The 23,948-nt window shown below is 60.2% G+C and carries 19 protein-coding genes and 1 pseudogene; 9 read left to right on the forward strand and 11 right to left on the reverse strand.

Annotated features, from left to right (window positions below):
* Positions 1–63: 63 nt before the first annotated feature.
* From GCN78_RS23765 to GCN78_RS23800, 8 genes are all read right to left on the reverse strand, one after another.
* Positions 64–1,425, reverse strand: coding sequence for a toxin-antitoxin system YwqK family antitoxin (locus GCN78_RS23765; protein WP_193316843.1), 1,362 nt, complete (start codon positions 1,423–1,425; stop codon positions 64–66).
* Entirely contained in the window at positions 1,410–2,756 is a 1,347-nt protein-coding gene (locus GCN78_RS23770) for a toxin-antitoxin system YwqK family antitoxin (RefSeq protein WP_152253910.1), read from the reverse strand. Before GCN78_RS23770 ends, GCN78_RS23765 begins: the two co-directional genes overlap by 16 nt.
* Before the next feature lie 9 nt (positions 2,757–2,765).
* A complete protein-coding gene (locus GCN78_RS23775) occupies positions 2,766–5,096 on the reverse strand; it encodes a hypothetical protein (protein ID WP_152253911.1) in 2,331 nt (776 codons plus the stop codon).
* Positions 5,093–5,851: a PP2C family serine/threonine-protein phosphatase gene (locus GCN78_RS23780; RefSeq protein ID WP_152253912.1), complete on the reverse strand. Its 759-nt coding sequence runs from the start codon at positions 5,849–5,851 to the stop codon at positions 5,093–5,095. The genes GCN78_RS23775 and GCN78_RS23780 overlap by 4 nt, the downstream gene beginning before the upstream one ends.
* Before the next feature lie 14 nt (positions 5,852–5,865).
* Positions 5,866–6,549, reverse strand: coding sequence for a vWA domain-containing protein (locus GCN78_RS23785; protein WP_152253913.1), 684 nt, complete (start codon positions 6,547–6,549; stop codon positions 5,866–5,868).
* A 280-nt stretch (positions 6,550–6,829) separates the two neighbouring features.
* Complete coding sequence (locus GCN78_RS23790; protein WP_152253914.1) at positions 6,830–7,327, reverse strand: DUF3304 domain-containing protein; 498 nt, start codon at positions 7,325–7,327, stop codon at positions 6,830–6,832.
* A gap of 68 nt (positions 7,328–7,395) precedes the next feature.
* Positions 7,396–7,878 (reverse strand): DUF3304 domain-containing protein, encoded by a 483-nt coding sequence (locus GCN78_RS23795; protein WP_193316844.1) that lies wholly within the window; start codon positions 7,876–7,878, stop codon positions 7,396–7,398.
* A gap of 91 nt (positions 7,879–7,969) precedes the next feature.
* Positions 7,970–8,440 carry a hypothetical protein gene (locus tag GCN78_RS23800; RefSeq protein ID WP_152253916.1) on the reverse strand — a complete coding sequence of 157 codons (471 nt, stop codon included), beginning with the start codon at positions 8,438–8,440 and terminating at the stop codon, positions 7,970–7,972.
* 294 nt (positions 8,441–8,734) lie between these two features.
* On the opposite strand from GCN78_RS23800, the gene GCN78_RS23805 reads away from it, so the two are divergent.
* The 4 genes from GCN78_RS23805 (at position 8,735) to GCN78_RS23820 (ending at position 11,112) form a co-directional block, all read left to right on the forward strand.
* On the forward strand, positions 8,735–9,460 hold the full coding sequence (locus GCN78_RS23805; RefSeq protein WP_152253917.1) for a helix-turn-helix transcriptional regulator: 726 nt from the start codon (positions 8,735–8,737) through the stop codon (positions 9,458–9,460).
* Positions 9,461–9,645: 185 nt separating this feature from the next.
* Positions 9,646–10,095, forward strand: coding sequence for a hypothetical protein (locus GCN78_RS23810; RefSeq protein WP_152253918.1), 450 nt, complete (start codon positions 9,646–9,648; stop codon positions 10,093–10,095).
* A gap of 33 nt (positions 10,096–10,128) precedes the next feature.
* Positions 10,129–10,521, forward strand: a complete 393-nt coding sequence (locus GCN78_RS23815) for a hypothetical protein (protein ID WP_152253919.1) — start codon at positions 10,129–10,131, stop codon at positions 10,519–10,521.
* Positions 10,522–10,584: 63 nt separating this feature from the next.
* Complete coding sequence (locus GCN78_RS23820; protein WP_152253920.1) at positions 10,585–11,112, forward strand: hypothetical protein; 528 nt, start codon at positions 10,585–10,587, stop codon at positions 11,110–11,112.
* A 37-nt stretch (positions 11,113–11,149) separates the two neighbouring features.
* Here GCN78_RS23820 and GCN78_RS23825 read toward each other — a convergent pair whose 3' ends face one another.
* Positions 11,150–11,605, reverse strand: coding sequence for a tellurite resistance TerB family protein (locus tag GCN78_RS23825; RefSeq protein ID WP_152253921.1), 456 nt, complete (start codon positions 11,603–11,605; stop codon positions 11,150–11,152).
* Between the two features lie 323 nt (positions 11,606–11,928).
* Here GCN78_RS23825 and GCN78_RS23830 point away from each other — a divergent pair.
* Positions 11,929–12,734 (forward strand): annotated as a pseudogene (locus tag GCN78_RS23830) (lipid II flippase Amj family protein).
* A 35-nt stretch (positions 12,735–12,769) separates the two neighbouring features.
* Positions 12,770–14,467 carry an ATP-dependent nuclease gene (locus GCN78_RS23835; RefSeq protein WP_152253922.1) on the forward strand — a complete coding sequence of 566 codons (1,698 nt, stop codon included), beginning with the start codon at positions 12,770–12,772 and terminating at the stop codon, positions 14,465–14,467.
* A gap of 114 nt (positions 14,468–14,581) precedes the next feature.
* Here the strand turns inward: GCN78_RS23835 and purL are convergent, their stop codons facing one another.
* Together purL and GCN78_RS23845 are read right to left on the reverse strand one after the other, a co-directional pair.
* The gene (gene purL, locus GCN78_RS23840) at positions 14,582–18,619 is read right to left on the reverse strand and encodes a phosphoribosylformylglycinamidine synthase (protein WP_152253923.1); all 4,038 of its coding nucleotides are present in this window, start codon (positions 18,617–18,619) and stop codon (positions 14,582–14,584) included.
* Between the two features lie 182 nt (positions 18,620–18,801).
* Positions 18,802–19,866 carry a GGDEF domain-containing protein gene (locus GCN78_RS23845; RefSeq protein ID WP_152253924.1) on the reverse strand — a complete coding sequence of 355 codons (1,065 nt, stop codon included), beginning with the start codon at positions 19,864–19,866 and terminating at the stop codon, positions 18,802–18,804.
* 324 nt (positions 19,867–20,190) lie between these two features.
* Here GCN78_RS23845 and GCN78_RS23850 point away from each other — a divergent pair, with 324 nt between their 5' ends.
* The 3 genes from GCN78_RS23850 to GCN78_RS23860 all read left to right on the forward strand — a co-directional run bounded on the left by GCN78_RS23850 (position 20,191) and on the right by GCN78_RS23860 (position 23,768).
* Entirely contained in the window at positions 20,191–21,816 is a 1,626-nt protein-coding gene (locus GCN78_RS23850) for a response regulator (protein WP_152253925.1), read from the forward strand.
* 142 nt (positions 21,817–21,958) lie between these two features.
* Positions 21,959–23,290, forward strand: coding sequence for a S41 family peptidase (locus tag GCN78_RS23855; protein ID WP_193316845.1), 1,332 nt, complete (start codon positions 21,959–21,961; stop codon positions 23,288–23,290).
* Complete coding sequence (locus tag GCN78_RS23860; RefSeq protein ID WP_193316846.1) at positions 23,283–23,768, forward strand: MarR family winged helix-turn-helix transcriptional regulator; 486 nt, start codon at positions 23,283–23,285, stop codon at positions 23,766–23,768. The genes GCN78_RS23855 and GCN78_RS23860 overlap by 8 nt, the downstream gene beginning before the upstream one ends.
* The last annotated feature ends 180 nt before the right edge of the window (positions 23,769–23,948 follow it).

Here is a 23,948-nt window from a genome sequence, read left to right on the forward strand (position 1 = left end):
TACCGGTAACTGTCTCGCAAAGGCAGGCCACGCATAGGGATCGAACGGCAGTAAATTCCCTGTTCACGGTTCCGGCATCAGCGGCTCGATGCCATCCTCCGTGTACGACATCCTCGCCGATTCCCCCGCGCACTCCCCCTGCGGCTCGTCCGCCACATAGCGGCACTCGCTTTCCACGCTGCCATCTTCCCGCCAGTGGCGCGTCCAGCCCTGGCGCTCGCCATCGGCGTATTCGATCAGCTGCCTCGGCTTGCCATCCGCATACCAGGAACGCAGCGCGCCGTCCTCGCGGCCGCCCTCGTTCCACTGTTTCTGCACGATCAACACACCAGCCCGGCTGAAGCGCTGTTCGCTGCGCAGCACGTAATGGCCGCTGTGCGTGCGCTTGCTGGCGACTTTACCGTCCGGATAATATTCAACGCTATCGCCAGCGGGCTTGCCGTCGACATAGCTTGCCGTGCTGCGCACTTTGCCATCCGGAAAATAGTCGGTACTCGGTCCCGTCCTGATGCCGTTGACATACTGGCTGCGGCTTTCCACGCTACCGTCGGGATAGAACAGCAGCAGTTCGCCCTCCGGCTGGCCCTTGCGCTGCGTCATGCGCGTGCGCAGCTTGCCATTCTCATCGAAAGTCTCCATCAGGCCATCGGCGCGGGCGCCGTCGCGGTAGGCGCGCGACGCGATGAGCTTGCCATTTTGATGGTAGCTCCGCTCCTCGCCTTCCTGCACGCCATTGCGCCAGCTGACGCGCATGGAAACCTGGCCTTCCGGGTAATAGCGCGTCTGCATGCCTTCCTGCACGCCGCGCCCATCCTGCTCCACCAACATTTCCACCTGACCATGCGGGTAAAACATGCTGTAGTTACCCACCAGCTTGCCGCGCAGGTAATCGGGAGCGTTGACCTGGCCAATCAGCCGCTTCGGCTCGCCTTCGCGCACGTGGAACACTTCGACTTGCCAAGTGCCAGGTGTCTTGCCTGGCGGCAATGGCACGACCAGCGCATAGCGCGCCTCTTCCATGACCTCGCCGCGCGACAGATTGTGATTCAAATACAAGCGCGCCTTGCCGTCGGCACAGTGCGCATCGCAGCCGCCCAGTTTGCTGACTTCGGGCATGGCTATCGCTGCGCCTGGCGCCGGACACGATCGGATGCGCATCAACAAGGGCGTCCCGTCGCGTATCAACGGCGCCAACTGCTGCTTCATGGCCGCGTATTGCTTTGCGTCCAGGCGTACGGACAAGGCATCCATACGCACCTGGCGCCCGCCGCAACCGTTATCGCTGGCCAGTGTCAGCATATCTCCGCCGGTGCTGCCTGGCGCAGCCGTGATCGCCGTGACCACTTGCCGCTGCTCGATCTCGGCATGCGCCAGCGCCGGCAACAACAGCATGGCGCCAAGCACGTGCTTCACAAGGCGCGCCATGCTTGCTCCTTGCGCTGCAGTTCCGGCGCTGGCGGCGCTTCGCCGCAGTCGCCCTCCGCCTTGCCGGCCACATACCGGCATTCATTCTTCAGGCTGCCATCCTCGCGCCAGCTGCGGCTCCAGCCATCGCGCCGGTCGTTCACGTACTCGATCGATTGCTCGGGCTTGCCGCTGGCGTACCACGAACGCGACGTGCCTTGCTCGCGCAGCTGCTTGTCCCAGTTGCGCTCCAGCACCAGCACGCCCTGCGGGCTGTAGCGCTGGAGCTTGAGCAAGGCGCCTTTATCGCCATACTGCTGGCGGCTTTGCACCTTTCCGTCCGGATAGAATTCCATTGCCACGCCCGTGGGCAGGTCGTCGACCTGCGTCATCCTGGCGCGCACGGCGCCATCCGGGTAGTAATTCGTGCTCACACCATTGTATTTGCCGTGCTGCATTTCCGAACGGCTGGAGACTTTTCCATCCGGGAAGTACGTGAGCATCTCGCCTTCCATCTTGCCACCGCGCAGCACATAGCTGCTACTCGGCTTGCCATTTTCGTCGAAGGTCTGCACGGGCCCGTCCACCCGCTTGCCCTCGCGGTACACGCTGGCCTCGCGCAGCTTGCCCGTGGCGTGAAATTGCTGGTGCGTGCCTACCGGCAAGCCGTGGTGCCAGTCGCCGCGCAACTCAAGGGTGTCGTCGGGAAAATACTTGTTGCCAATGCCGTGCTGCCGTCCCTGCCCGTCCTGCGCCACCTGTTTCTCGATCTTGCCATTCGGGTAATATGTGACATAGCCGCCCACCAGTTCACCGGAGGCATAATCGGCCCTGTTGACCTGGCCGGACAGGCGCAGCTTGTGCCCCGCCACGCTGTAAATGTCCACCTTCCACGTGCCCGGCTGCTTGCCTTTCGGCAAGGGCAACAGCAGCACGTTGGCTGCGTTTTCCTGCTCGATGGGGAAGAAGTGTTCGTGCAGGTACAGTCTCGCGCGACCATCGGTGCAGGCGGCCGGCGTGCAGGCGGCGATCTGGCGCACGATGGGCACGCTCGCATCGTCCGGACATTTTTTCAGGGTGACGAGCATGGGCGTCCTGGCGCGCATGCGTTCAGCAAGCTGAACTTTCAGCGCCTCGTAGGGCGCTTCATCCAGGTTGACGGAACGGGCATCCATGCGTATCTGCTTGCCGCCGCAAGCCGTCGTGCCGGCAATCGTGAACACATCGCCGCCTTCGCTATCTGGTTCGGCGGCAATGCTGGTCACCACCAGGCGCTGCACGATTTCCGCCTGCGACAGCGCGGGCCACAGCAAGGAGGCGCCAAGCAGCACACATAAGGTCTTGATTTTCATATTATTCCTTTACTCTTCCGGCGATACACGCGCGTCGGCCGGCACAAAGCTGACCCTGCCATTACGATAGCGCACCAGCACTTCCACCTTGGCATCCTGCAACTGGCCATGCTTGATGGCAGGCAAATAGGTCCAGCGCTTCACGCTATCGAACAGCACCTTGTTGAGCATGGGTTCCATCGGCATTTCCGCCGCCGCATGCGCCAGGCTGCCGTCGGCCCCAATCGACAGGGTCAAGCGGTTTTCGCCTGTCGCATGTTGCTTGTCGAGCACGCCGTAATCAACGGTCGTCATCGTCTCGCGCAGCACGCCCGCAGGCTGGTCCGGCAAGGGCGGCAAGGCCTTGAGTCTGGCCGCCAGCAGCGCGCCATCGGCCAGCGCCTTGTCCCAGCGTTTCTGGTAGGCCCAACCCTGAGCCAGGCGCAGCACCTTGGCGGCCCGGTCCATGCGCTTTGCCGTGGCGGCGACGCCATTGTCGGCCGGCTCGCCCGGTTCCGCCGGCATGGCGTTTTCCACCGCGTAGCGATAAGACGTCAGCTGTGCCAGCGCCACCATGTTGACGGCATCCTGCTCCTCGCCGCCGCGCAGCAGCCCCGTGGCCGCGACGCCCAGCCAGGCCACGCCATCGGTCGGGCGCGCCCACACGGCTTGTTCGAAATACTGGCGCGCCGCCTGCGGTTCGTCCAGGCTCAGGTGCATGCGGCCCATGGCCGCCGCCGCCAGATGGTCGCGCGGGTCGGCTTGCAACTGGTCGAGATAGGTATTCGCCAATTCGGGAGCGTAGCCGGGCATCGCGCCCAGGCCTTCCATCAAGGTGGTACGCAGGCGCGCGCGCACCTTGTCGCCTTCATAGCGCGACGACTTGTCTTCGCCGGCCCGGTACAGCAACTGCAAGCCGCGCGTGACGGCGCCATCGTCGCCCTTGCTGATGGCTTGCGACAGGCTGCGCACGGCCTTGCGCGCATCGGACGGCTGGAAACCGGCCGTCTTGCGCGGGCGCCAGCTGAATACTTCCAGGCCAGCCGCCTGGTCCGCTTGCGCCTGCAAGCCGGCCTTTTCCTTCACCTCATCGGGCGACGAGGTCCAGGCCGTAAAACCGATCAGGAACAGCACGATCAGCACCACCACCACGGCCCAGCCCTTGCCGCTGATGCCGCCGCCCGTGTTGCCGACAACGGGGATGGCGACGGGCGCCTGTCCCGGCGCCGTGCGGCGCGCGCTGCGTTGCTGCGGCAAGGAAATCTGTTGCTGCTGCGCCTGCACGGAGGCTTGCGCGGCCGCGACGATGACCTTGTCGCGCGCGCAGGCCGCGCAACCCTGGCCCGCAAAATGCTGGTGTTCGGGATTGACGGTACACACGACGAGCTTGCCGCCGCTGCGCTGCGCATAGCCGCGCAGCAATTGCGCCCAGTCGGCCGCCGACGGCCGCTGGGCTTGCGGCGATGGCGAAAAGGCGCGGTCGAACATGGCGCGCAGCTCGGGCGGCATCAAGGCATGGCCGCTGGTGGCGTTCGGCGCCAGCTGCTTGTGGCGTTTGACGCCATACGCATAGCAGCCGTCGCGGATGCGCCCGGGAATGTCGGTCGCCACTTGCGCATTGCCGGGCCGCCCGCTGTACGGGTGAATGCCGAAGTTGAGCAACTGGAAGATGACGACGGCCAGCGCGAAGCGGTCTTGCGCCATTTCCGTGCCCGCCGGCATGCCCTTGCGCTGGAATTCCGGCGCCAGGTAATCGGCCGTGAATTGCTCGGCAGGAAACCGCTCCGCATGGCCCTGGATGCTGAAACCGTCGCAATCGAGCATGGCGATGTACAGCGAATCGCGGTAAAAGCGCAAATTCACGGGTTTCAAATCGACCACGTAATGCTGCTGCTGGTGCAGCGCATCGATGACGGCGGCCAGGTTGGCGGCCAGGGTCAGCTTGGGACCGAGTCCCGTGGGCAGGCCTGCCGCGCGCGCTTGCCGCTCCTGCATGATGTGTTCCAGCTCGGCCGTCTGCGCCATGTCCAGCAAAGGCATGACGAAACCGGCAAAGCCGCCCTGGCCATCGAACACGGCCGCTTGCGGCCAGGCGATCTGCACGTAGCGCTTGCCGTTTTCCACTTGATCGGGCAGCTCGGGCGACAGTTCCAGCATCGCTTCGAGCTTGCGCCGGTTGGCGGCCCGGTCCAGGTGCGGGTGGTACAGCTTGGCGACCTGCGCGGGCGCGCCCGGCAACAGATACACGCTGCCCGCGCCGCCGCTCTTGACGAGTTTGCCCAAGACCAGGCTGCGGACTTTATCCAGCCAAATTTTTCCACCCGGACTCAGGCCCGGTGCCACACCTTGCTTCTTGCTCATGCGCGCAAGGCCAGCAGCAGGGTCTTGTCATCGCCCGTGATCTGGTGCGTGCGCGGGTCGGCCAGGGTGGACGCCAGCGCCGTATTGCCCAGCGCGATACTCTCGACCGTGCGCAGATAGCCTTGCACGGCATCCATGAACGGCGCGTACAAGCCCGCATTGTTCTTGCTCATGGCAAAGGGCATGCAGCCATCCGACATCAGCACGACGCCGCGCACTGGCGGGGGAATCGGCAGCAGGCGCAACTGTTCACGCCAGCGCTCGCCCGACAAAAAATAGGTTTCGTTCGCGTATTCGCCGTTGGCCGGCGGCGAGATCAGCTCGTTGCCGTCGGCCAGTTGTGCCACGCCCAGGCCATCGCCCAGGTGGAAGAAAAATCCCGTATCCGGCCCCATCACCACGCCCACCACCGTGCAGGCGTAGTCATCGAGGGTGGCGTCGGCGGCGCGGGCGATGTCGTCCAGCGCGGCGCGGATCTGCGCCAGGGTGCCGGCCAGCGCGCCGTCATGTAAATCCTGCACGGTGGCGCCCTGCTCCAGCCGCCCGGCCAGCGCCTGCACCGTGTGCGTGGCAACGAACTGCGCGCCCTGTTCGCTGAGGCGGGCCGAACCGGCGCCATCGCAAACGATGGCCACCAGAACATCGCCCACGACGGCGTGCGCGTGCGCATCCTGACAAGCGATGGCTTTATCGAGGTGGGCCTTGCCCGTGACGGACGCGCCGAACACGCGCCAGATATTCTGTTCCGCGGTCATGGATCAGCGGGCTTTCACGTATTGACGACGGACCAGCCGTCCGTCGACGCCAGCTGCGCCTGCGCGCCGGGACGCGATTGCGAAACCACTTGCATGCTGGCGCTCAGCCACAGGAACAGCTCGCGGAACTGCAAGCCTTTCAACTGCTTCACGCCGCGCTCGCCCCGGCTGGAAAACTGTCCCAGGGTATCGATATTCGCGTTGTCGCCCACGGCGATGGGGAAGATCGCCACTTTATTCGCCTGCTCGGCCGCGCGCGCCTGCTCGGCGCCCTGCTGCCAGCGGTCCGTCGGTTCGCCGTCGGACATCAAGAACAGCCACGGCCGCGTGTAGGCCACGCCCGCCTGGCGGAAACGCTGCTTTTCCTGCTCGATTTCCGCCAGCGCCAGTTCCACGGCTGCGCCGGTCGGCGTGGTGCCATTCGCTTCCAAACGGGGCGCCGTGAAATCCATGGCGTCGCACCAGTTGCTGGCGACGACCGCTTCGTCGTGCGCGCCATACTGAATCACCAGGATGCGCACGCGCTTGGCGGCGATCACGTCGGCTTTCAATTCCTGTTCCAGCAAGGCCAGGCCTTCGTTGAGGAGCGCGACAGGTTCGCCATCCATGCTGCCGGAGCAATCGAGCACGAGCACCAGTGGCGTGCGTTGTTCGGTATTGTCGACCAAGGCGACGTCGGGGATCATTATGGAAGTCATGTAATTTTGATAGAGTTGCGAAATAGCTTAGCCCCGAAGCTTACCCTATGGATATGTTTTCCATGCGTCCGATTGCTGGGGATTGCAGTATTCGATACCACAATGATAACCTTTAGGGATTCTTTCATCCCTCACCCATCGCGCGCCCGGCGAACTTGCTCTGAAAGCAACAACCTCGTACACAGCACCAGGAAGAATTCTTGGGAGAAAAGCTGATCCCGTTCACATCAGGGCCGCCTGATGATCGATATTCGTGAAGCACAGCCGCAAGTCAGCAGCTCTATTCCCAAATGATTTCCAAGGGCACGCCAGGCTCCAGCTCCGCCTCCTTGCCGGAAAGCGGATATTTTCGATGCCCCAGCGAGTATTTGCTCACGAAGACCTTGTAGCCGCCATCGTGAAGAAAATGCACGACGAACCGACCAGCATCGGCGGGAGCATACTTCGGCACCGCCACGGTTTGCTCCACGCGGACCTCCTTGCCGTTTTTTACCGTATGCATGACGATGGCCGCCTGCATCCCCGGCTTCCATGCCGCCGGTATCGAAAGGCAGCAAGTGTCTCCCCCGCCACCCTCGCCGGGAGCCAGATAACCGGCCTCCGCCGACGCACCATCGGCCAGTGTCACCATATAACTGCCGACGCCGTATTCGCCATGGTTGTAGGCCGTCAGGCTCACGGCGATTTGTCGTTCACTCCTCGCACAGCCGGCATTGAAAAGCGACAAGACCATGCACACGAAATAGGCGGCATATTTACTTTTCGAGAAAAAAATCATTTAGCCCTCAATCCAGCCAGTTATGACAGGGAATTTCATGTGCATGCAACCTCTGCCACGCAGCGTCTTCACTCCCAGATAATTTCAATGGGAACGCCCCGCTCCAATTGCGCCTCTTTCCCGGAAAGCGGGTATTTCCGATGGCCGAGCAGGTATCGGGTGACAAATACCTTGTATTTCCCGTTGCTTAGAAAATGCACGACGAACCGGCCAGCATCGGCGGGAGCATACGGGGGAACCGCCACGGTTTGCTCCACGCGGATCTCCTTGCCATTCTTGATGGTATGCATGACGATATTTGCCGTCATTCCCGCTTGCCACACGCGAGGAATGGACAGGCAGCACGTCAATCCACCGCCGCCCTGGCCCGCGTCCAGGTAGCCGGCCCCCGCGCTGGCGCCATTCGGCAAGGTCACCTCATAACTGCCAATCCCGTGATCGGTATGGTTGTAGCCGCTCAGATTGACCGTCAGATCGCGGCTTTCCTTGCCCTGCGCGGCATGCGACACGGCCATGTAAAGCCACAGGAAACCGATCAGCAGCGGTTTCATCGAAAGACAATTCTTGAGCATGGGACACCCTCGGCAATCGTGAATGAATGGCACCGTCAACTCTGCGTTTTGGTCACGGCCCAACGGTTTTCTATTTCGCCTGCGCATCCCACAACGGCGGCCCCGCCTCCCAGACGGTGTTCGGCAAGGCGTGCAAGGCGTCGTAAAAGGCGTCCAGCGAGGCGGGCGGATTTTTCATCATGGCAATGAACTGCGGCTGTTCCATCGCCTTGCCCGACGTGTAGAGCGCCAGCAGCACATATTGCGTCTGCCGGTCCAGGTCATCGATTCCCGCATCGAGCGCGCGCTGCTGGTATTTGGCAACAAAAGCATTGAGTACGCGCGGTGGCGTGTCATTCGTTTCATCGGTGATCACGCGCCGCAGATGGCTGACCAGGTTGGCGGTATCGGCAGGCTTGACTTTGCCATGCCGTGCCGCGCTGGAAGCCTGTGGCGCCGCCTTGTCGGCAGCCTGCGCCATGGCGTTGCCGCCACTACACGCCAGCGTCACGCACAGGGCCAGGGCCGGGAGCGTCGTCGGGTAATACTTGCCTGCTTGCATAATAACTTTCGATAAGTAAATGACATGCGACTCCCGCCCCACGCCCTGGGATTTATATTTTTAGCAATTTTTATATTGTATCGAGGAATTTTCAATTCAGGAGCGCGATTGCATCGGCCGCATCGCGTTGCAGTAGCGCAGTGCTTGTACTATCTTGATAGTTGCCCAGGACAGATGGCAGCGACCAGACCTTCCTCACAAAGGTGGAGCGGATCGCTGCGCAAGACCGCCCTTACCCAGTTCCGCACCTGCACGCCTGCGGCACACTGATGCAATCGGGCAATGGGAGCAAGCATGGGTACGGCAACAGATGTGGGCAAACTGATCGGCGCCATGTACGACGCCGCCTGCGGCATGGGCGACTGGCCGCAGCTCGACAGCGCTGGCCTGAACGGCCAGCAATGGCAGGAGCTCTTGCCGCATCTGCAACGCGCGCTGTGCCTGCAGCAGCGCCTGCGCGAGGCGCAGCTGGCCAGCCACTGCGCGCTGGCGGCGCTCGACGCCATGGGCGCCGCCGTGCTGGTGCTCGATGCCAACCTCGGCTTGCGCTTCGCCACCCCCGCCGGACACGCCTTGCATGCTGCGCAACTGGAACACGCCGCCGCGCCCGCCCTGATGCGCGCCGTGCGCCTGGTGATCGCCGGCGCCGATGGCGCGGCGCCATGCCAGTCGCTGCGCCTGGCGCGCAAGCAGCAAGCGCCGCTGGCCCTGACCGTCACCGCGCTGGCCGATTGCCAGCCCGCCTGCGCCCTGGTGATCGCACGCGACCCCACAAAAACGTGCACGTCCATCCCGGCCTTGCGCCAGCTGTTCGACTTGACGCAAGCCGAGGCGCAAGTGGGCAAGGCGCTGGCGCAAGGGGCCACCATCGAAGAAATCGCCGCGCAGGGCGGCATCAGCGTCAACACCGTCAAGACGCATCTGCACCACACCTATTTAAAGACCGATACACGGCGCCAGGGCGAGCTGATCGCGCTGATCCACGGCGCAACGGCGCACCTGGCCATCCTCGATGCATGAGACCGTGTCATCCGATCGGATGATGCGCGGTGCATCTTGCCTGCCTACACTGGCAAGACCGGTAGCCCGCACCTTGCAAGAGTGACAGCGGCGTGGCGGACCTGCCGGCGCGTTTTCCCTGGCACCGACAACAACTTCGCCGCGCCGGCAGCGGACGGCACCAAAGTTCAAGGATGGGTAAAAAAATGAAAACATGGATCTTGGCCGGCACCCTGGGCGTCTGCGCCCTGCTGGCAAATGCGCAAACACTCCCCGACAACCAGACCGTCGTCGTTCCCGGCGGACGCCTGCACACGATAGAACTGCCGGCACACAGGTATTTCATGAATGCGGAAACGTTTTCCCCGTTTCGCGGCGGCTATGAGCTGTCGAACGGACAAGTGCTCTACCTGCGCAATACGAGCAACATCGGCGCCTTTATGTATGCGCGCATCGATGACCAGGAAGAACATCGCATCGTCGCCACCGGCAAAGACAGCTTCGTGGCGCTCGACCAGCAACTGGCGATGCGCATCGACTTGCGCGACGACGGCAGCGTGGGCGGCGAAGTGCTGATGCGGGTGCCGGCCGCAAAAATGGCCAGCGGCGAGATCGCGCCCGCCCATGTGCAAAGCATGGGTCTGGCATCGCGCTGAGGCGGCGAGCGGCAAGCCGCATGGGTGGCAGCCATGAGCAAACAGTATTCCGTGCAACAGCAAATCGCGCTGACCCAGGCCGCCATCAAGAAGACGGCGGCCTGGTGGCGCGCCCGCCCCCTGCCCGACGCCTTGCGCCAGTGCGCGGCCAGCCATGGCGTGACGCTCGATGCGGCCCTCATGCTCGACCTGCAACTGGCCTGGCCCGACATGCCCGCCGTGTACGGCAAGCTGCTGAGCCCCGACGGCCACTTCATTCACTTCGAGATGGACCTTGACGACAACTTGCGGCCCCTGCCCGGCAGCGTGGCGTGGGATGACATCAGCGCACGCTACGACCTGACCGCACACAGACGGGGCAAGGGCGTGCGGTACGGCGAACTGTGCAAGCAAGTGCTGCAGGAATTGAATCGCGGCGCGTCCTAGCGGAACCGTTGCCTTCGCATGCTATGATCGGCGCCCCGTTCATGAGACAAATGGCAACGCCACATGCAGCACCCATCCGGCAACAACCCGATCTCGACGCTGCTGCGCGGCGGCCTGCGCCTGCTGGCCTGGCCCCTGCTGGCCCTGGTCAGCGCCGCCTGCACCACCACCACGCGCCATCCCGCGAGCGAGCCCACGCAAGTCGTCCTGCGCTTTACCTTTGACGATGGCAAGCCGATGCGGCATGAAGATCACATGGTCATGGCGCGCCAGCAAACGTATATCAAGTACTGCAGCAAGATAGGCAGCACCCGTGTCTGCGATGTCGGCATCGATATACTGTATGCAAGCGCCGACGCGCCGCTCGATGCCACTGGCGAAGTGCGCGTCACCCTGCGTTCGACCAGCCCCATCGGCGACTTGCCGACCGAACGCTGTATCAATGGCAAGTCCTACCTGTTTAATTCCGGCGACTGGATACGCGGTCCGTTTCACCAAGGGCAGGTGATCGAGATCCGCTACAAGATAAGTGCATTGAAGACGGCATGCCCGAGGTCGGAGAGCGCGCCGCCGTGGTGGGACAAGGATTAAGCTGGCCAGCCCCAGCCGGGGCCGGCTGGCCTGGCGCTTACTGCAGCTCGAACTCGCCGGGATTCAAGCCCAGCTCGCGCGCGATCTTGCTGGCCACGCGCTGCTCGTTGGCGTCGAAATTGCCGTCCGACGAAGCGACGGCGATAATCATGCGCACCAGCAAGCGCGACGCCTCCACATTCGACTTCATCTTGCCCAGCGCCTGATACGCCTTGGCTTCGCCGATATCCTTGTCGAACTCCAGCTGGCCCACATATTCCTGGAAAGCCTTGATCACGTCCGTGGTACTAAACACGGACAGCGCATCATTGCTTTCAATAAACTTCACCATCTTCTGCTTCTCTTCCGCACTGACGCTGCCGTCCGCCATGGCGATCAAGGCCGATCCCGCCATCGCGGCATGCAGGAAATCCTTGTTCTTGTACTTCAGTGCCTCGGTTTTCAGTTCGCTGGCTTTGGTCTTCAGTTTGGACAGAAAGGAATCGAAACTCATGGCGGTTCTCCTGGTTGGTTCGAATGAGGCAGCACTACAGGCTACCACTGTCACCTAGCTGGGGGCGCGGGGGCGGAATGCAAGCGCTGGAAACATGCCTTGCCTCCGCTGACCGCATGGTCCAACCCACAGGCAAAGAGCCGGGGTCAGACCCTAAGGGTCTGACCCCAGTTTCTGCCTTGGGGTGAAATTCAGCCAACGCCACACTAGCGCACATAAAACACCACAAAAGCTAGATCACGTGATAATTATCTTATTTGCAGTTGAAAAATAAGTAACTTCATGGCAGCATGGAATTACATTTTCTTTACTGCAAGGTTGTGATGGACAAGCAATTGCTGCTGATTTGCGCACTGACGTTCATCATCCACATCATCGGCACCCTCGCCTACTCCGTGCGCATCGCCGGCATCCGCACGCGGCGCATCGCCGTATCGCTGGCCCTGTTCAGCATTCTGATGCTGCTGTCGCGTACGTCGAACTCATTCCTTGGACCATTCCTGGCCAAGCGCGTGGAAACAGGCATCGACCAGCATGTGGCCGCCAGCACGCTGTTGGTAGACTTCCGCTGGCTGCTATTTTCCGCCAGCCTGGCGACCTTACTGGGCGCGATACTGATCCCCACCTTCCAGCGAGCCTTCTGCCGCGCCGTCGAGCATTTCCAGGTACACAGGTCCGTGCCGAAACTGCTGTTGCACGCAGTCTTCAAGGGCGGCTTGTCCTACCTCAAGACCTCCGCCAGCCTGCCCAAGCCCGCCAACGTCACGGGCCTGCGCGAAAAATCCGGCGTTTCCATATCCATGACGGCCATGAACGTCATCGCCACAGCCCTGTGGACGGTGGGCGTCTTCGCAGCGTTGTACGCGGGCGTGCTGGACCCCAGCGTGCGCGTCACCTCCAGCACCCTGTCCTCCATCATCAACGGCGGCGCCACCATCATGATGGCCGTCTTCATCGGCACGTGGTGTCGGACATGACGGATGACGTCATCGAGGGAAAAACCGAAGAATCGCTGTTTAGACGGGCGGTGGTGTGGCTGGTGGGGAGCAGATTGGCGGGGACGCTGATTGCACAGTTTTTGCTGGTGCCGTCGGCGGTGGTGATTGTGGGGGTGGCAAACGTTTGGTAAATAACAATATATTTTTAAATTTTAAACCACTTAATATGAAACTAGAATCCATCAAGATAAGAAACTTCCGCACAATAAGAACCGAACAGACTATAGATCTAAGTAACGGCCTAACGATAGTCGGCCCAAATAGCAGCGGAAAAACAAATATTTTAAAGGCCATTGAATTAGTATTCACTGGATACGAAAACTCAGCAGGCTATAACTATGATTCAGATTTCTCCTTCGACTCATCCGGCCAAACCAGTATCGTTGCCAATTTCAGCGGCGACATTCAAGGCGAAGACTCTGATTTCTTCGTTATATACAAGGAACTTTGCTTATTACTAGAAAAAGAAATTGATGTACTTCCGAAATTTTCTTTATATCTATCATTCGCCTCAAAATCTAGCAACCCTAGCTATAGACTATTTTCAAATGAAAAATACAAGACTGGAGCACAAGCAAAATTCTCAAAAAAACAAATTCAAGCAATAAATTTACTTCTAAATAAATTCATCTGCCACTACGTACCATCATCGAAGAGCATAAATGATTTATATTCCTCCCTTTTATTGCCATTCGTTAAAAAATCCATATCAAAAATAATAGATGAAAAAAATGCAGAAATTAAGATAAGACTAAAGGAAATATCAAGTCATTTGGATTCTCAACTGAAAATAGCAGGTCTTGGGCACATAAATTCAGAATTTAGGTACCCAAGCGATTCACTTGAATTGTTACTGGGATCTTTTGAGTTTCATTTATCGGACCCCTCTTCGACTCCAGTCGATAGAAAAGGTATGGGAATTCAAGCAGCATCTATATTGGCATCATTTCTTTGGATCACAAAAGAAGAAAGAATATCAAAAAAGAATACAATATGGTTAATTGAGGAACCCGAGTCATACCTTCATCCGCAATTAACAGAATCTTGCCTAGGCATGCTCAATGAGATCGCCAAAGAATCCTTACTTGTCTCTACAACACATTCTTTAGGATTTGTTGACAAAAATCCGAATAAAATATTAGGAACTGAAGTAGTAAACGCTGAGACAAAAACCAAGACATACAACAACTATCTTGACGCCACCAACTCAATCAGAAGATCATTAGGTGTAAAGTTCAGTGATTTTTATAATCTAGGATTAATAAATATATTTGTCGAAGGCAAAAGCGATAGAGAAATTTTTAGTTGGGCCTTAGAAAAAATAGCTGACGATGGGAAAGGAAATCACTTATGGAGATACTTAAGAAATGCAGATTTCTTAGACTTCACCGGGGTATCCGGCCTAGAAGGATTCATGAAAGCCACATATGAATTTATTCAAAAAGAACGCCCAGTAATTGTGGTTATGGATGGCGATGATGCAGGACAAAAAGCACTTAAAAATCTACAACAATATTTCGGCCAAAAGAAAATCCCGTTTGAAGCAAACAAAGATTCCATAAGCCTACCAACCGGTTTTACTCTCGAGGGTCTTTTCCCTCATGATTGGATTGCAACTGTGTATGCAGAACATCCAAACTGGTTTATTAGCTACTTAATAGATGTCGATGGGAAATTACAGTCATTTGACATGAAAACTGAAGCAAACAAAGATCAATTGAGAAAATACCTAGTCAATAAGGCTGAAATTTCTGAAAATTATGACTGGGCAGAAAAATTTAAAAAAATATTTTCAGTATTAGATGTGGAACTCGAAAAAAAATACATAAAGTTATACGGACACGAAATAAATCCCGCAACGTAAACTTACTTACAGCAATATTAGCAAACAAAAAGCCGCTGTCTCCCGACAGCGGCTTTCTCATTCCTGCCCCAGCAGCAGCGCCTTGAACCAAGACGCCGCGCCGCAACTAGCAAATTACCCCACAAACTTCCGTGCATTCCTGAACATGCGCATCCAAGGCGAATCCTCGCCCCACGCTTCAGGGTGATACGACTGTTGCACGCTGCGGAACACGCGCTCCGCGTGCGGCATCAGCACCGTGAAGCGGCCGTCTGGCGTGGTGACGGAGGTGATGCCTTCCGGCGAGCCGTTCGGGTTGTACGGGTAGGCTTCCGTGGCGGCGCCCTTGTTGTCGACGAAGCGCATGGCTTTGGTGACTTGGGTGATGTCGCCCGTTTGCGAGAAGTCGGCGTAGCCTTCGCCGTGGGCGATGGCGATGCCGGCTTGCGTGCCAGCCATGCCGTTGAAGAAGATCGATGGGGAATCCATCACTTCGACCATGGCAAAGCGGCCTTCGAATTTCTCCGACTTGTTGCGCGTGAATTTCGGCCAGGCGTGGGCGCCGGGGATGATGGATTTCAGGTTGCTCATCATCTGGCAGCCGTTGCAAATGCCCAGGCCGAAGCTGTCCGTGCGGTTGAAGAAGCGCGCGAACTGTTCCGCCAGGCTGGCGTTGAACAGGATGGTTTTCGCCCAGCCCTCGCCCGCGCCCAGCACGTCGCCGTACGAGAAGCCGCCCACGGCGATGACGCCCTGGAAGTCGTCCAGCTTGACGCGGCCCGCGATCAGGTCGCTCATGTGCACGTCGACAGCCGTGAAGCCTGCCTGGTGCATCACGTACGCCGTCTCGATGTGCGAGTTGACGCCCTGCTCGCGCAGGATGGCGACGCGCGGACGCACGCCGGTGGCGATGAATGGCGCGGCGATGTTCTCGTTCTGGTCGAAGGTGACGATCGGCGACATGCCCGGGTCTTGCACGTCCAGCAGGCGGTCGTATTCGGCGTCCGCGCAGGCCGGATTGTCGCGCAGGCGGGCGATGCGCCAGCTCGTATCGCTCCACAGGCGGTGCAGTTCCGCGCGCGGCTGGGTGTAAATCAGCTTGGCGTCGCGCGTGAATTCGATGACGTCGCGGTCGTTCAATTTGCCGATGATATGGCTGCAGGCGCCCAAGTTGAACGTGCGCAGCACGTCCATGACGAGCGATTTTTCTTCCGCGCGCACCTGGATCACGGCGCCCAGCTCTTCACTGAACAAGGCGCGCAGGGTCAGTTCGTTGCGGCGTTCCGCTACCTGGCCCGTCCAGTTTTTGGCGTCGCCCCAGTCGCTGGAATGCTCGCCTTCCATGGTCAGCATGTCCAGGTTGACGGACATGCCCGTGTGGCCGGCGAAGGCCATTTCCGTCAGGGTGGCGTACAGGCCGCCGTCCGAACGGTCATGGTAGGCCAGCAGCTTGTCGTCGCTATTGAGCTTTTGAATGGCGGCGAAGAAGCCTTTCAAGTCTTCCGCGCTGTCCACGTCCGGCGTCTCATTGCCCAACTGGCCCATGACTTGTGCCAGCGCGGAGGCGCCCAAACGGTTCTTGCCGCGACCCAGGTCGATCAGGATCAAGGACGTGTCGCCCTTGTCCGTCTTCAGCTGCGGCGTGAGCGACTTGCGCACGTCCGTCACTGGCGCGAACGAGGACACGATCAAGGACACCGGCGACGTGACGGATTTCGCCGCGCCCGTGCCCTCGTCTTTCCACGTCGTGCGCATCGACAGCGAATCCTTGCCGACGGGGATGCTGATGCCCAGCGCCGGGCACAGGTCCATGCCGACGGCTTTGACCGTGTCGTACAGGGCCGCGTCCTGGCCAGGCTGGCCGCAGGCGGCCATCCAGTTGGCGGACAGCTTGATGTCGGAGATGTCGGCAATCGCTGCGGCGGCGATGTTGGTGACGGCTTCGCCCACGGCCATGCGGCCGGATGCTGCCGCGTCGATGACGGCCAGCGGCGTGCGTTCGCCCATGGCCATCGCTTCGCCCAGATAACCCTCGAAGCTCATGGTGGTGACGGCGCAATCGGCCACCGGCACTTGCCATGGTCCCACCATCTGGTCGCGCACGGTCATGCCGCCCACGCTGCGATCGCCGATGGTGATCAGGAAGGATTTGTCGGCCACGGTCGGCAGCAGCAGCACTTTTTGCGCCACGTCCTTCAAGTCCATGCCGGTCAAGTCAATCGCGGGGAAATCGTTGGCCACGTGGACCACGTCGCGCTGCATCTTCGGCGGCTTGCCCAGCAAGACGTCCATCGGCATGTCGACTGGCTCATTGCCCAGCTCCGGGTCGATCAGTTTGAGTTGACGCTCTTCGGTGGCCACGCCCACGGCGGCGAACAGGCAGCGTTCGCGTTCGCACATGGCTTTGAACAGCGGCAGGCTTTCCGGCGCGATGGCGAGAACGTAGCGTTCCTGCGATTCATTGCTCCAGATTTCCTTCGGCGCCATGCCGGATTCTTCCAGCGGCACTTTGCGCAAGTCGAAAATCGCGCCGCGCTTGGCGTCGTTGGTGATTTCCGGGAAGGCGTTCGACAAGCCGCCCGCACCCACGTCGTGGATCGAGATGATCGGATTGTCCGCGCCCATTTGCCAGCAGGCGTTGATGACTTCCTGGGCGCGGCGTTCCATTTCCGGATTGCCGCGCTGGACGGAGTCGAAGTCCAGGTCAGCCGTGTTGCTGCCGGTGGTCATCGACGAGGCGGCGCTGCCGCCCATGCCGATGCGCATGCCCGGGCCACCCAGCTGCACCAGCAGGCTGCCGACGGGGATGTCGTTCTTGTGCGTGTGCTGCGCCGAGATATTGCCGATGCCGCCGGCGATCATGATCGGCTTGTGGTAGCCGAAGACGGCGTCTTTGTCCGTGCCGACGTTCTGTTCATACGTGCGGAAGTAACCGCCCAGGACCGGACGGCCGAATTCGTTCGAGAACGCGGCGCCGCCCAGCGGGCCTTCAATCATGATCTGCAGCGGCGACGCGATGCGCTCCGGTTTGCCATATTGCTCGGCGTCCGTGCGCGATGCCAATGGCGCCGTCACGGAGGCGGCCGTTTCCCAGCTGCGCACGGCGTCCGGCAGCGACAGATTCGATACGGTGAAACCGGTCAAACCGGCTTTTGGCTTGGCGCCGCGGCCCGTCGCGCCTTCGTCGCGGATCTCGCCGCCCGCGCCCGTGGAGGCGCCAGGGAATGGAGAGATGGCCGTCGGATGGTTATGCGTTTCCACCTTCATCAGGGTGTGCGTCAGTTCGGTCGACGCCGCGTATTCGTGGTTTGCACCGCGCGGGTAGAAGCGCGACACCGTGGCGCCTTCCATGATGGACGAGTTGTCGCTGTAGGCGACGACGGTGCCCTTAGGCTGCAGTTCGTGCGTGTTCTTGATCATGCCGAACAGCGATTTCGGCTGCGCCACGCCGTCGATGGTCCAGTCGGCGTTGAAGATCTTGTGGCGGCAATGCTCGCTGTTCGCCTGCGCGAACATCATCAATTCCACGTCCGTCGGGTTGCGGCCGGCCTTGGTGAAGGCGGCGTCCAGGTAGTCGATTTCGTCTTCCGACATCGCCAGACCCAGTTCGACGTTCGCCGTTTCCAGCGCGGCCTTGCCCTGCCCCAGCAAGTCGATCGATTCCAGCGGGCGCGCTTCCAGGGTGCGGAACAGGTCCTTGGCGTCGTCGGCGCTGCGCAGCACGGATTCCGTCATGCGGTCGTGCAGCAGGTCGGCCACGGCCTGTACCTGCTCGTCCGTCAATTTGCCGGCGCCAATCGCGCTGCCCAGGATGCCCGATTTCAGGTTGATGCGGAAAGCGATGCCGCGTTCGACGCGCTTGATGTGCGCCATGCCGCAGTTGTGCGCAATGTCGGTGGCTTTCGAAGCCCACGGCGAAATCGTGCCGAAACGGGGGATGACGAAGAATTCTTCGGCGGCGCCTTCCGTATTGTCGGCGTGGGCCGGCTCGCCGTACGTCAGCAAGGCGCCAAGGCGCGTGCTGTCGTCGTTGCTGAGAGGCGCGCTGGCATCGATGAAATGGACATAGCGTGCTTGTACGGCAACAATCGCAGGCGAGACGGCTTGCAGTTGGCTTAACAGACGGTGGCTACGGAAATGGGACAGGGCATTGGAACCCGGCAGTATCAACATGATTGGAAGGTGGTTGATGCAGCGTGGCTGCGGGTTAAAGGTAGGTATGACAATATCTTTCGTACGGCAAATTTCCTTTGCGCGCATTATACCCGTTTTACCCCTGCCTTATGACCGGAACTTGGGGCTTTGCCCCCCTTTTGCCCCGCAAAGCGGCCATTTTTGACACGACAACAACAACCTCAGGCGATCACATAGCGGTTCTTGCCCTGGCGCTTGGCCAGGTACAGCGCCTCGTCGGCCAGGCGATAGCTGTGCCCCAGTTCCTTGCTACGGTCCAGCTCGGCCACGCCCACGCTGATCGACACGAACTGCGCGGCCAGGAAAGCCTGGCTGACGGCGTCGACCAGGGCGCCGGCAAAGGCACTGGCCTCGTCGCGGTTGCCCGCATAGACGATGGCGAATTCCTCGCCGCCCAGGCGCCCGCACAGATGACCATGCGCCTTGTCGGCGATGATGGCGGCCGTGCGCATGAGCACCGCGTCGCCCGCGTCATGACCCTGCTGGTCGTTGATGAGCTTGAAATCGTCGATATCGATCATCAGGAAATGCAGCATGCCGCCGTGCAGTGCGCCATGCATCTGCTGGGCGCGCTGCGTGAACATGCGGCGGTTGTTCAAGCCCGTCAGGCCGTCCTGGAAGGCCAGCCGCGTCAATTCCACCTTGGCGTGATAGTTGCGCAAACGCAATAAACTGAAGCTGACATTCAACGCCAGCCCGAACAGCACGCTGACGGCGATCATCAGCGGCGCCCAGGATTGGTCGGGCAAGCCCGCGTTGACCGGATACAGGCCATGGCCCACGTTCCACCACACGCCCGCCACCACGGCGAGGTAGCTGAGGCCGCCATTGAAGATGGAGGCGATGGCCAGGGTCATGAAGACGCCCACGGGCAAGACCCAGAAGCTGGCGTGCTGGACGGCGTCGGCCATGGTGCGCAAACCGAAGGTCAGGGCCAGCACGGCGCAGGCGCCGGTAATCGTCAGCACGGGCAAGGTGGTGCAGCGGTAGCGCACGATCAGGCTCGTCAACATGCCCAGCAACGCCAGCACGGCATGCGTCAAATTTGGATGGTAGGCAGGCGGCATCAACAGCCAGGTCAGGCTGTAGGCGATGATGCCCAGCACTTGCGTGACCAGGCCGACCCGATGCAGCTCGGCGAAATACGTATGCTGCTGTTCGCTGTTGCCGCCAAAAGCGAGGGGGACGGCGATGCGCCGCAGCGAGGAAAGGTCAGGAACGCGCATACGGGTATCGACACCAGAAAGAGATCAGCGCCCGGTACAGCCTTGCGCAAGCCTGGCCGCAATCTGGTGCGGCGTTCAACGTTAGTTGCAATTAGGATACTATCACGCTGATGAACTATCTGTAGCGCAATGCTGGTGCGGCGCATGAATACGGGGCCTCGCCGTCACGAAATACAACGCCGCCCTGCCCCGTGCCCGATTGCATGCATTTTGCTGGCAGTGTCGGGCGCCTTTGCAGTATGCTGATAAAAAACAATACTGCCAGGCAGAGACATATAAGAAGAGTTCCCGCAAATGACCGAACAGATGAACGAGAGCTGAACAATGCCAGAAACTAGCGACTTATCTGTCCTGATCGTCGACCCGAACCCCAGCATGCGGGGCAATCTGCACAATATGCTGAACCAGGCCGCCATCACCAAGGTGGAATATGCCGTCAATTCCGGCACGGCCATCCGCCTGTTGACGAAGAAACCGTTCGACATCATCCTGTGCGAATACGATCTTGGTAGCGGCACGGACGGCCAGGATGGCCAGCAATTGCTGGAAGACTTGCGCCATCACAAGCTGATCGGCCTGTGGACGATCTTCATCATGCTGACCTCGGAGGCCATCCACAGCAAGGTGATCAGCGCGGCAGAGCTGACCCCGTCCGACTACATATTAAAACCGTTCACCGTCGACGTGCTGAGCGGACGCATCGCGCGCGCCATCGAGCGGCGCGCCATGTTCCTGCCCACGTATCAGCTGATCGACAAGGGCGACTTGCGCGAAGCCGTGAAAAGCTGCCGCGCGGCCGAACTGCAGTACCCGCGCCTGGCGGCCGATTTCACCCGCCTGCGCGCCGAGCTGCACCTCACCCTGGGCGAATGGAAGGAAGCGGAACAGCTGTACGCCGACATGCTGGCCACGCGGCCCATGGCCTGGGCCCATCTGGGCCTGGCGCGCACCCTGTTCGAACAGCAGCGCCACGAAGAGGCGCAGGATGCGCTGCTGGAACTGGTGGAAACGTATCCCCGCTTCATGGCCGCCTACGATCTGCTGGCGCAGAACCATGAAGCCATGGGCCAGCAACTGCAGGCGAAGAAAATCCTCGAGGATGCCGTGGCCATCTCGCCGCACATGGTGCGCCGCCTGCGCCACCTGGGCGGCATCGCCTATGACACGGGCGACATCGGCGCGGCCGAACGGGCCTACAAGCAGGTGGTGACGAAAGCGAAGTACTCGGAATTCCGTGACCCGGAAGACCACGTCAACCTGGTGAGAACGCTGGTCAAGAAAGGCGACGCGCCGCAGGCGAGCGGCGTGCTGCGCGACATGGAACGCTCGCTGCGGGGCGGCGCCAATGTGGAAGCGTGTCGCGCCATCTCGGCCGCCATGCTGCATGAATTGTCGGGCAACGACATCGCCGCCGCCAACGAGCTGCAACTGGCCGCCGCCGCTCTGGACACGGCGCGGGGCCTGTCGACGCAGCTGAAGGTGGGCCTCGTGCAAAGCTGCCTGAAGAACAACCTGGAGCAGGCCGCCTCGGACGTCATGATGAAGCTCGTCAACGAAGCGGACAGCGAAGTGACGATGGAAGCGGCCGTCGACGTGTTTGAAAAGGCCGGCCGCCACGACCTGGCGCAAGGCATGGGCCAGCAGATCAGCAACCAGGTGCAGGAACTGATGCAGGATGCGGCCAGCAAGTCGGAAAGCGGCGAGCTCAAGGGAGCCGTCTTCGTGCTGCGCCAGGCCCTGCGCAAGACGCCGGGCAACCTGCCCGTGCTGTTCGCCTCCGTCGACGCCATCCTGCGCCAGCTCAACATGCTGGGCTGGGAAGCCCCGCTGGCTGAGCAGGCCCAGCACCAGATGCAGATGATCCGCAAGATCGACCCCAAGCATCCGCAGCTGGAGTCGCTCAGGCAGCAGTATGCGGCCACGCAGCACAAATACGGTATTGCCACCTGAAACTGCCGTAACCCCGTCACTGCCACGGAGATTGGACGGAAGCGGCAGTGTTTGCTCCCAACATCGACGCCGGAGAATTTTTCTGCAATATATTGCACAATATATTGTACTATCGGGTTTCACCGAGGGAGGTAACATCAGCATGCGCCATCACCTGTTTCTGCTTCAAACGCTGTCGGCACTGTCCATCCTGTGCGCATCGAGCGCTTTTGCCGAGGCGCCGGGCTTCTCACGAGACGAAAAAGGCGCGATCATCGCCTCCCTCGACACCACCCTGAATGCAAACTACGCATTCCCGGACATCGCGCGAAAAATCAGGCCTGTGCTTCAGGAACATCTGAAAAAGGGAGCGTATGACTCGGCGACCACGAAAGCAGCGTTTGCGAGCAAGCTGACCGACGATCTCATCAAAGTCAGCGGCGACCTGCATTTCCTGGTGGCGACGGACCCGGAATGGATCGCGGAATTCAAGGCGAAGGCCAAGCCGGCGCTCAAGGCCAAGATACGACAAGAAGAAGCGAGCCGGCTGGAGGAAACCAATTTCGGTTTCGATGAAGTCGCTCGCCTGGCGGGAAACATCGGTTATATCCGCTTCAGCTATTTTGCCGATCCGGAATTTGCCTATGATACGGCGGCCTCCGTCATGCGCTTCGTGGGCAATACGGATGCCCTTATCATCGATTTGCGCTATAACAATGGCGGACATCTGGAAATGGCGCAATTTATAGCGAGCTATTTCTTCTCCAGCGAGAAAGACCAGCTGCTCTTCGACTACTATTACAACGAGGATGGCAAGCGTATCCAGCGCGGGCAATGGGTGCTGCCGGGCTTGCCCGGCAAGCGCATGGTGGACAAGCCCGTTTATATCCTTACCGGCTCCACGTCGTTTTCCTCCGCGGAGTGGTTTTCCTATGCGATGAAAAAGCTCGGGCGAGCCACCCTGATCGGGGAGCGGACCGCTGGTGGCGCGCATCCGGTGGCACGCAAGCCGCTCAATGATGATTTTTTCGTGCAAGTGCCGATCGGCCAGATCCAGGATCCCGTTGACCATGGAGACTTCGAAGGCGTCGGCGTGCAACCCGATATCGCAAGCCCCTCCATTCGCGCGCTGCCAGTGGCGCACAAGCTGGCGCTGGAACATCTGGCGAAGACCGATGACGCCAGGCGAACGGAGTTTGCCTGGCTGCTCCCCGGCTTGACGGCGGCGATCGAGCGCCCCCACATCGATGCCGCGACGTTGACGAAAGCCGTCGGAAAATATGAAGGACGCCAGATCATTCTGGACAATGGCACTCTTTACTATATCTGGCGCGATCGGTTCCGCGTCGCGCTTGAGCCGATAGGCCCCGACCTGTTCGCGGTGGAAGGCGTATCGGATTTTCGATACCGCTTGCATACTTTGAACGGGAAAGTGACGGCGCTGGAACGCGTGAACAAGGATGGCAGCATCCAGAGGTACCCGCGCCTTGACTAAGCAAACGCATTCCCCCACCGAGATCGATGACGCCGTGTTTCTCGGCCGCGCTGTCGAACGGCTGAGCGTCCTGATCGCCGAGCAATCCAAAACCGTCTTCGATACGATGGGGATCGTCATCCCCGTTCGTTCGTGTTCGCTGATGACGGTTCTTGCAACGCTGGGCGAGGCCTCGGCGTCGGATCTGGCGCGCGAACTCGGACATTCGCACCAGTTGGTCATGCAAAAGATACCCAAGCTGCTCCGTCTGGGCCTCATACAGTATCGGAACGATGACAATGATGCGCGGCGCCGGATATTGATGCCCACGGAGGAAGGCTTGTCGCAGCTTGCGAAATTCGAGCAGTGCACGCTGCTGATTCGGGAAGCCTATGCCGGCTTGTTTGCCGAGGTGGGGAACGTCAGGCAATTCGTGGACCGGGCCACCGATGCGCTCAACGAAAAGCCGCTGGACAAGCGCATAACGCCCCAGGCTTGACGGCGGCGCTGGCAGGTCGATGATGAAACCGGCGCACAGGTCGGCCACGAAGGCACCATGCTCCCTTGGCGTCAAGCTGGAACTCCCCTTGCGTGTAGCTTTTCCAAAGGTTGTTAATAAATTCAACATCCAGCTTGTTCTTGCATGCCGGCGCGATCAGGCCCATATCGTCCGATCGCC

It is taken from the genome of Janthinobacterium rivuli, from assembly GCF_009208735.1.
GTDB lineage: Bacteria > Pseudomonadota > Gammaproteobacteria > Burkholderiales > Burkholderiaceae_D > Janthinobacterium.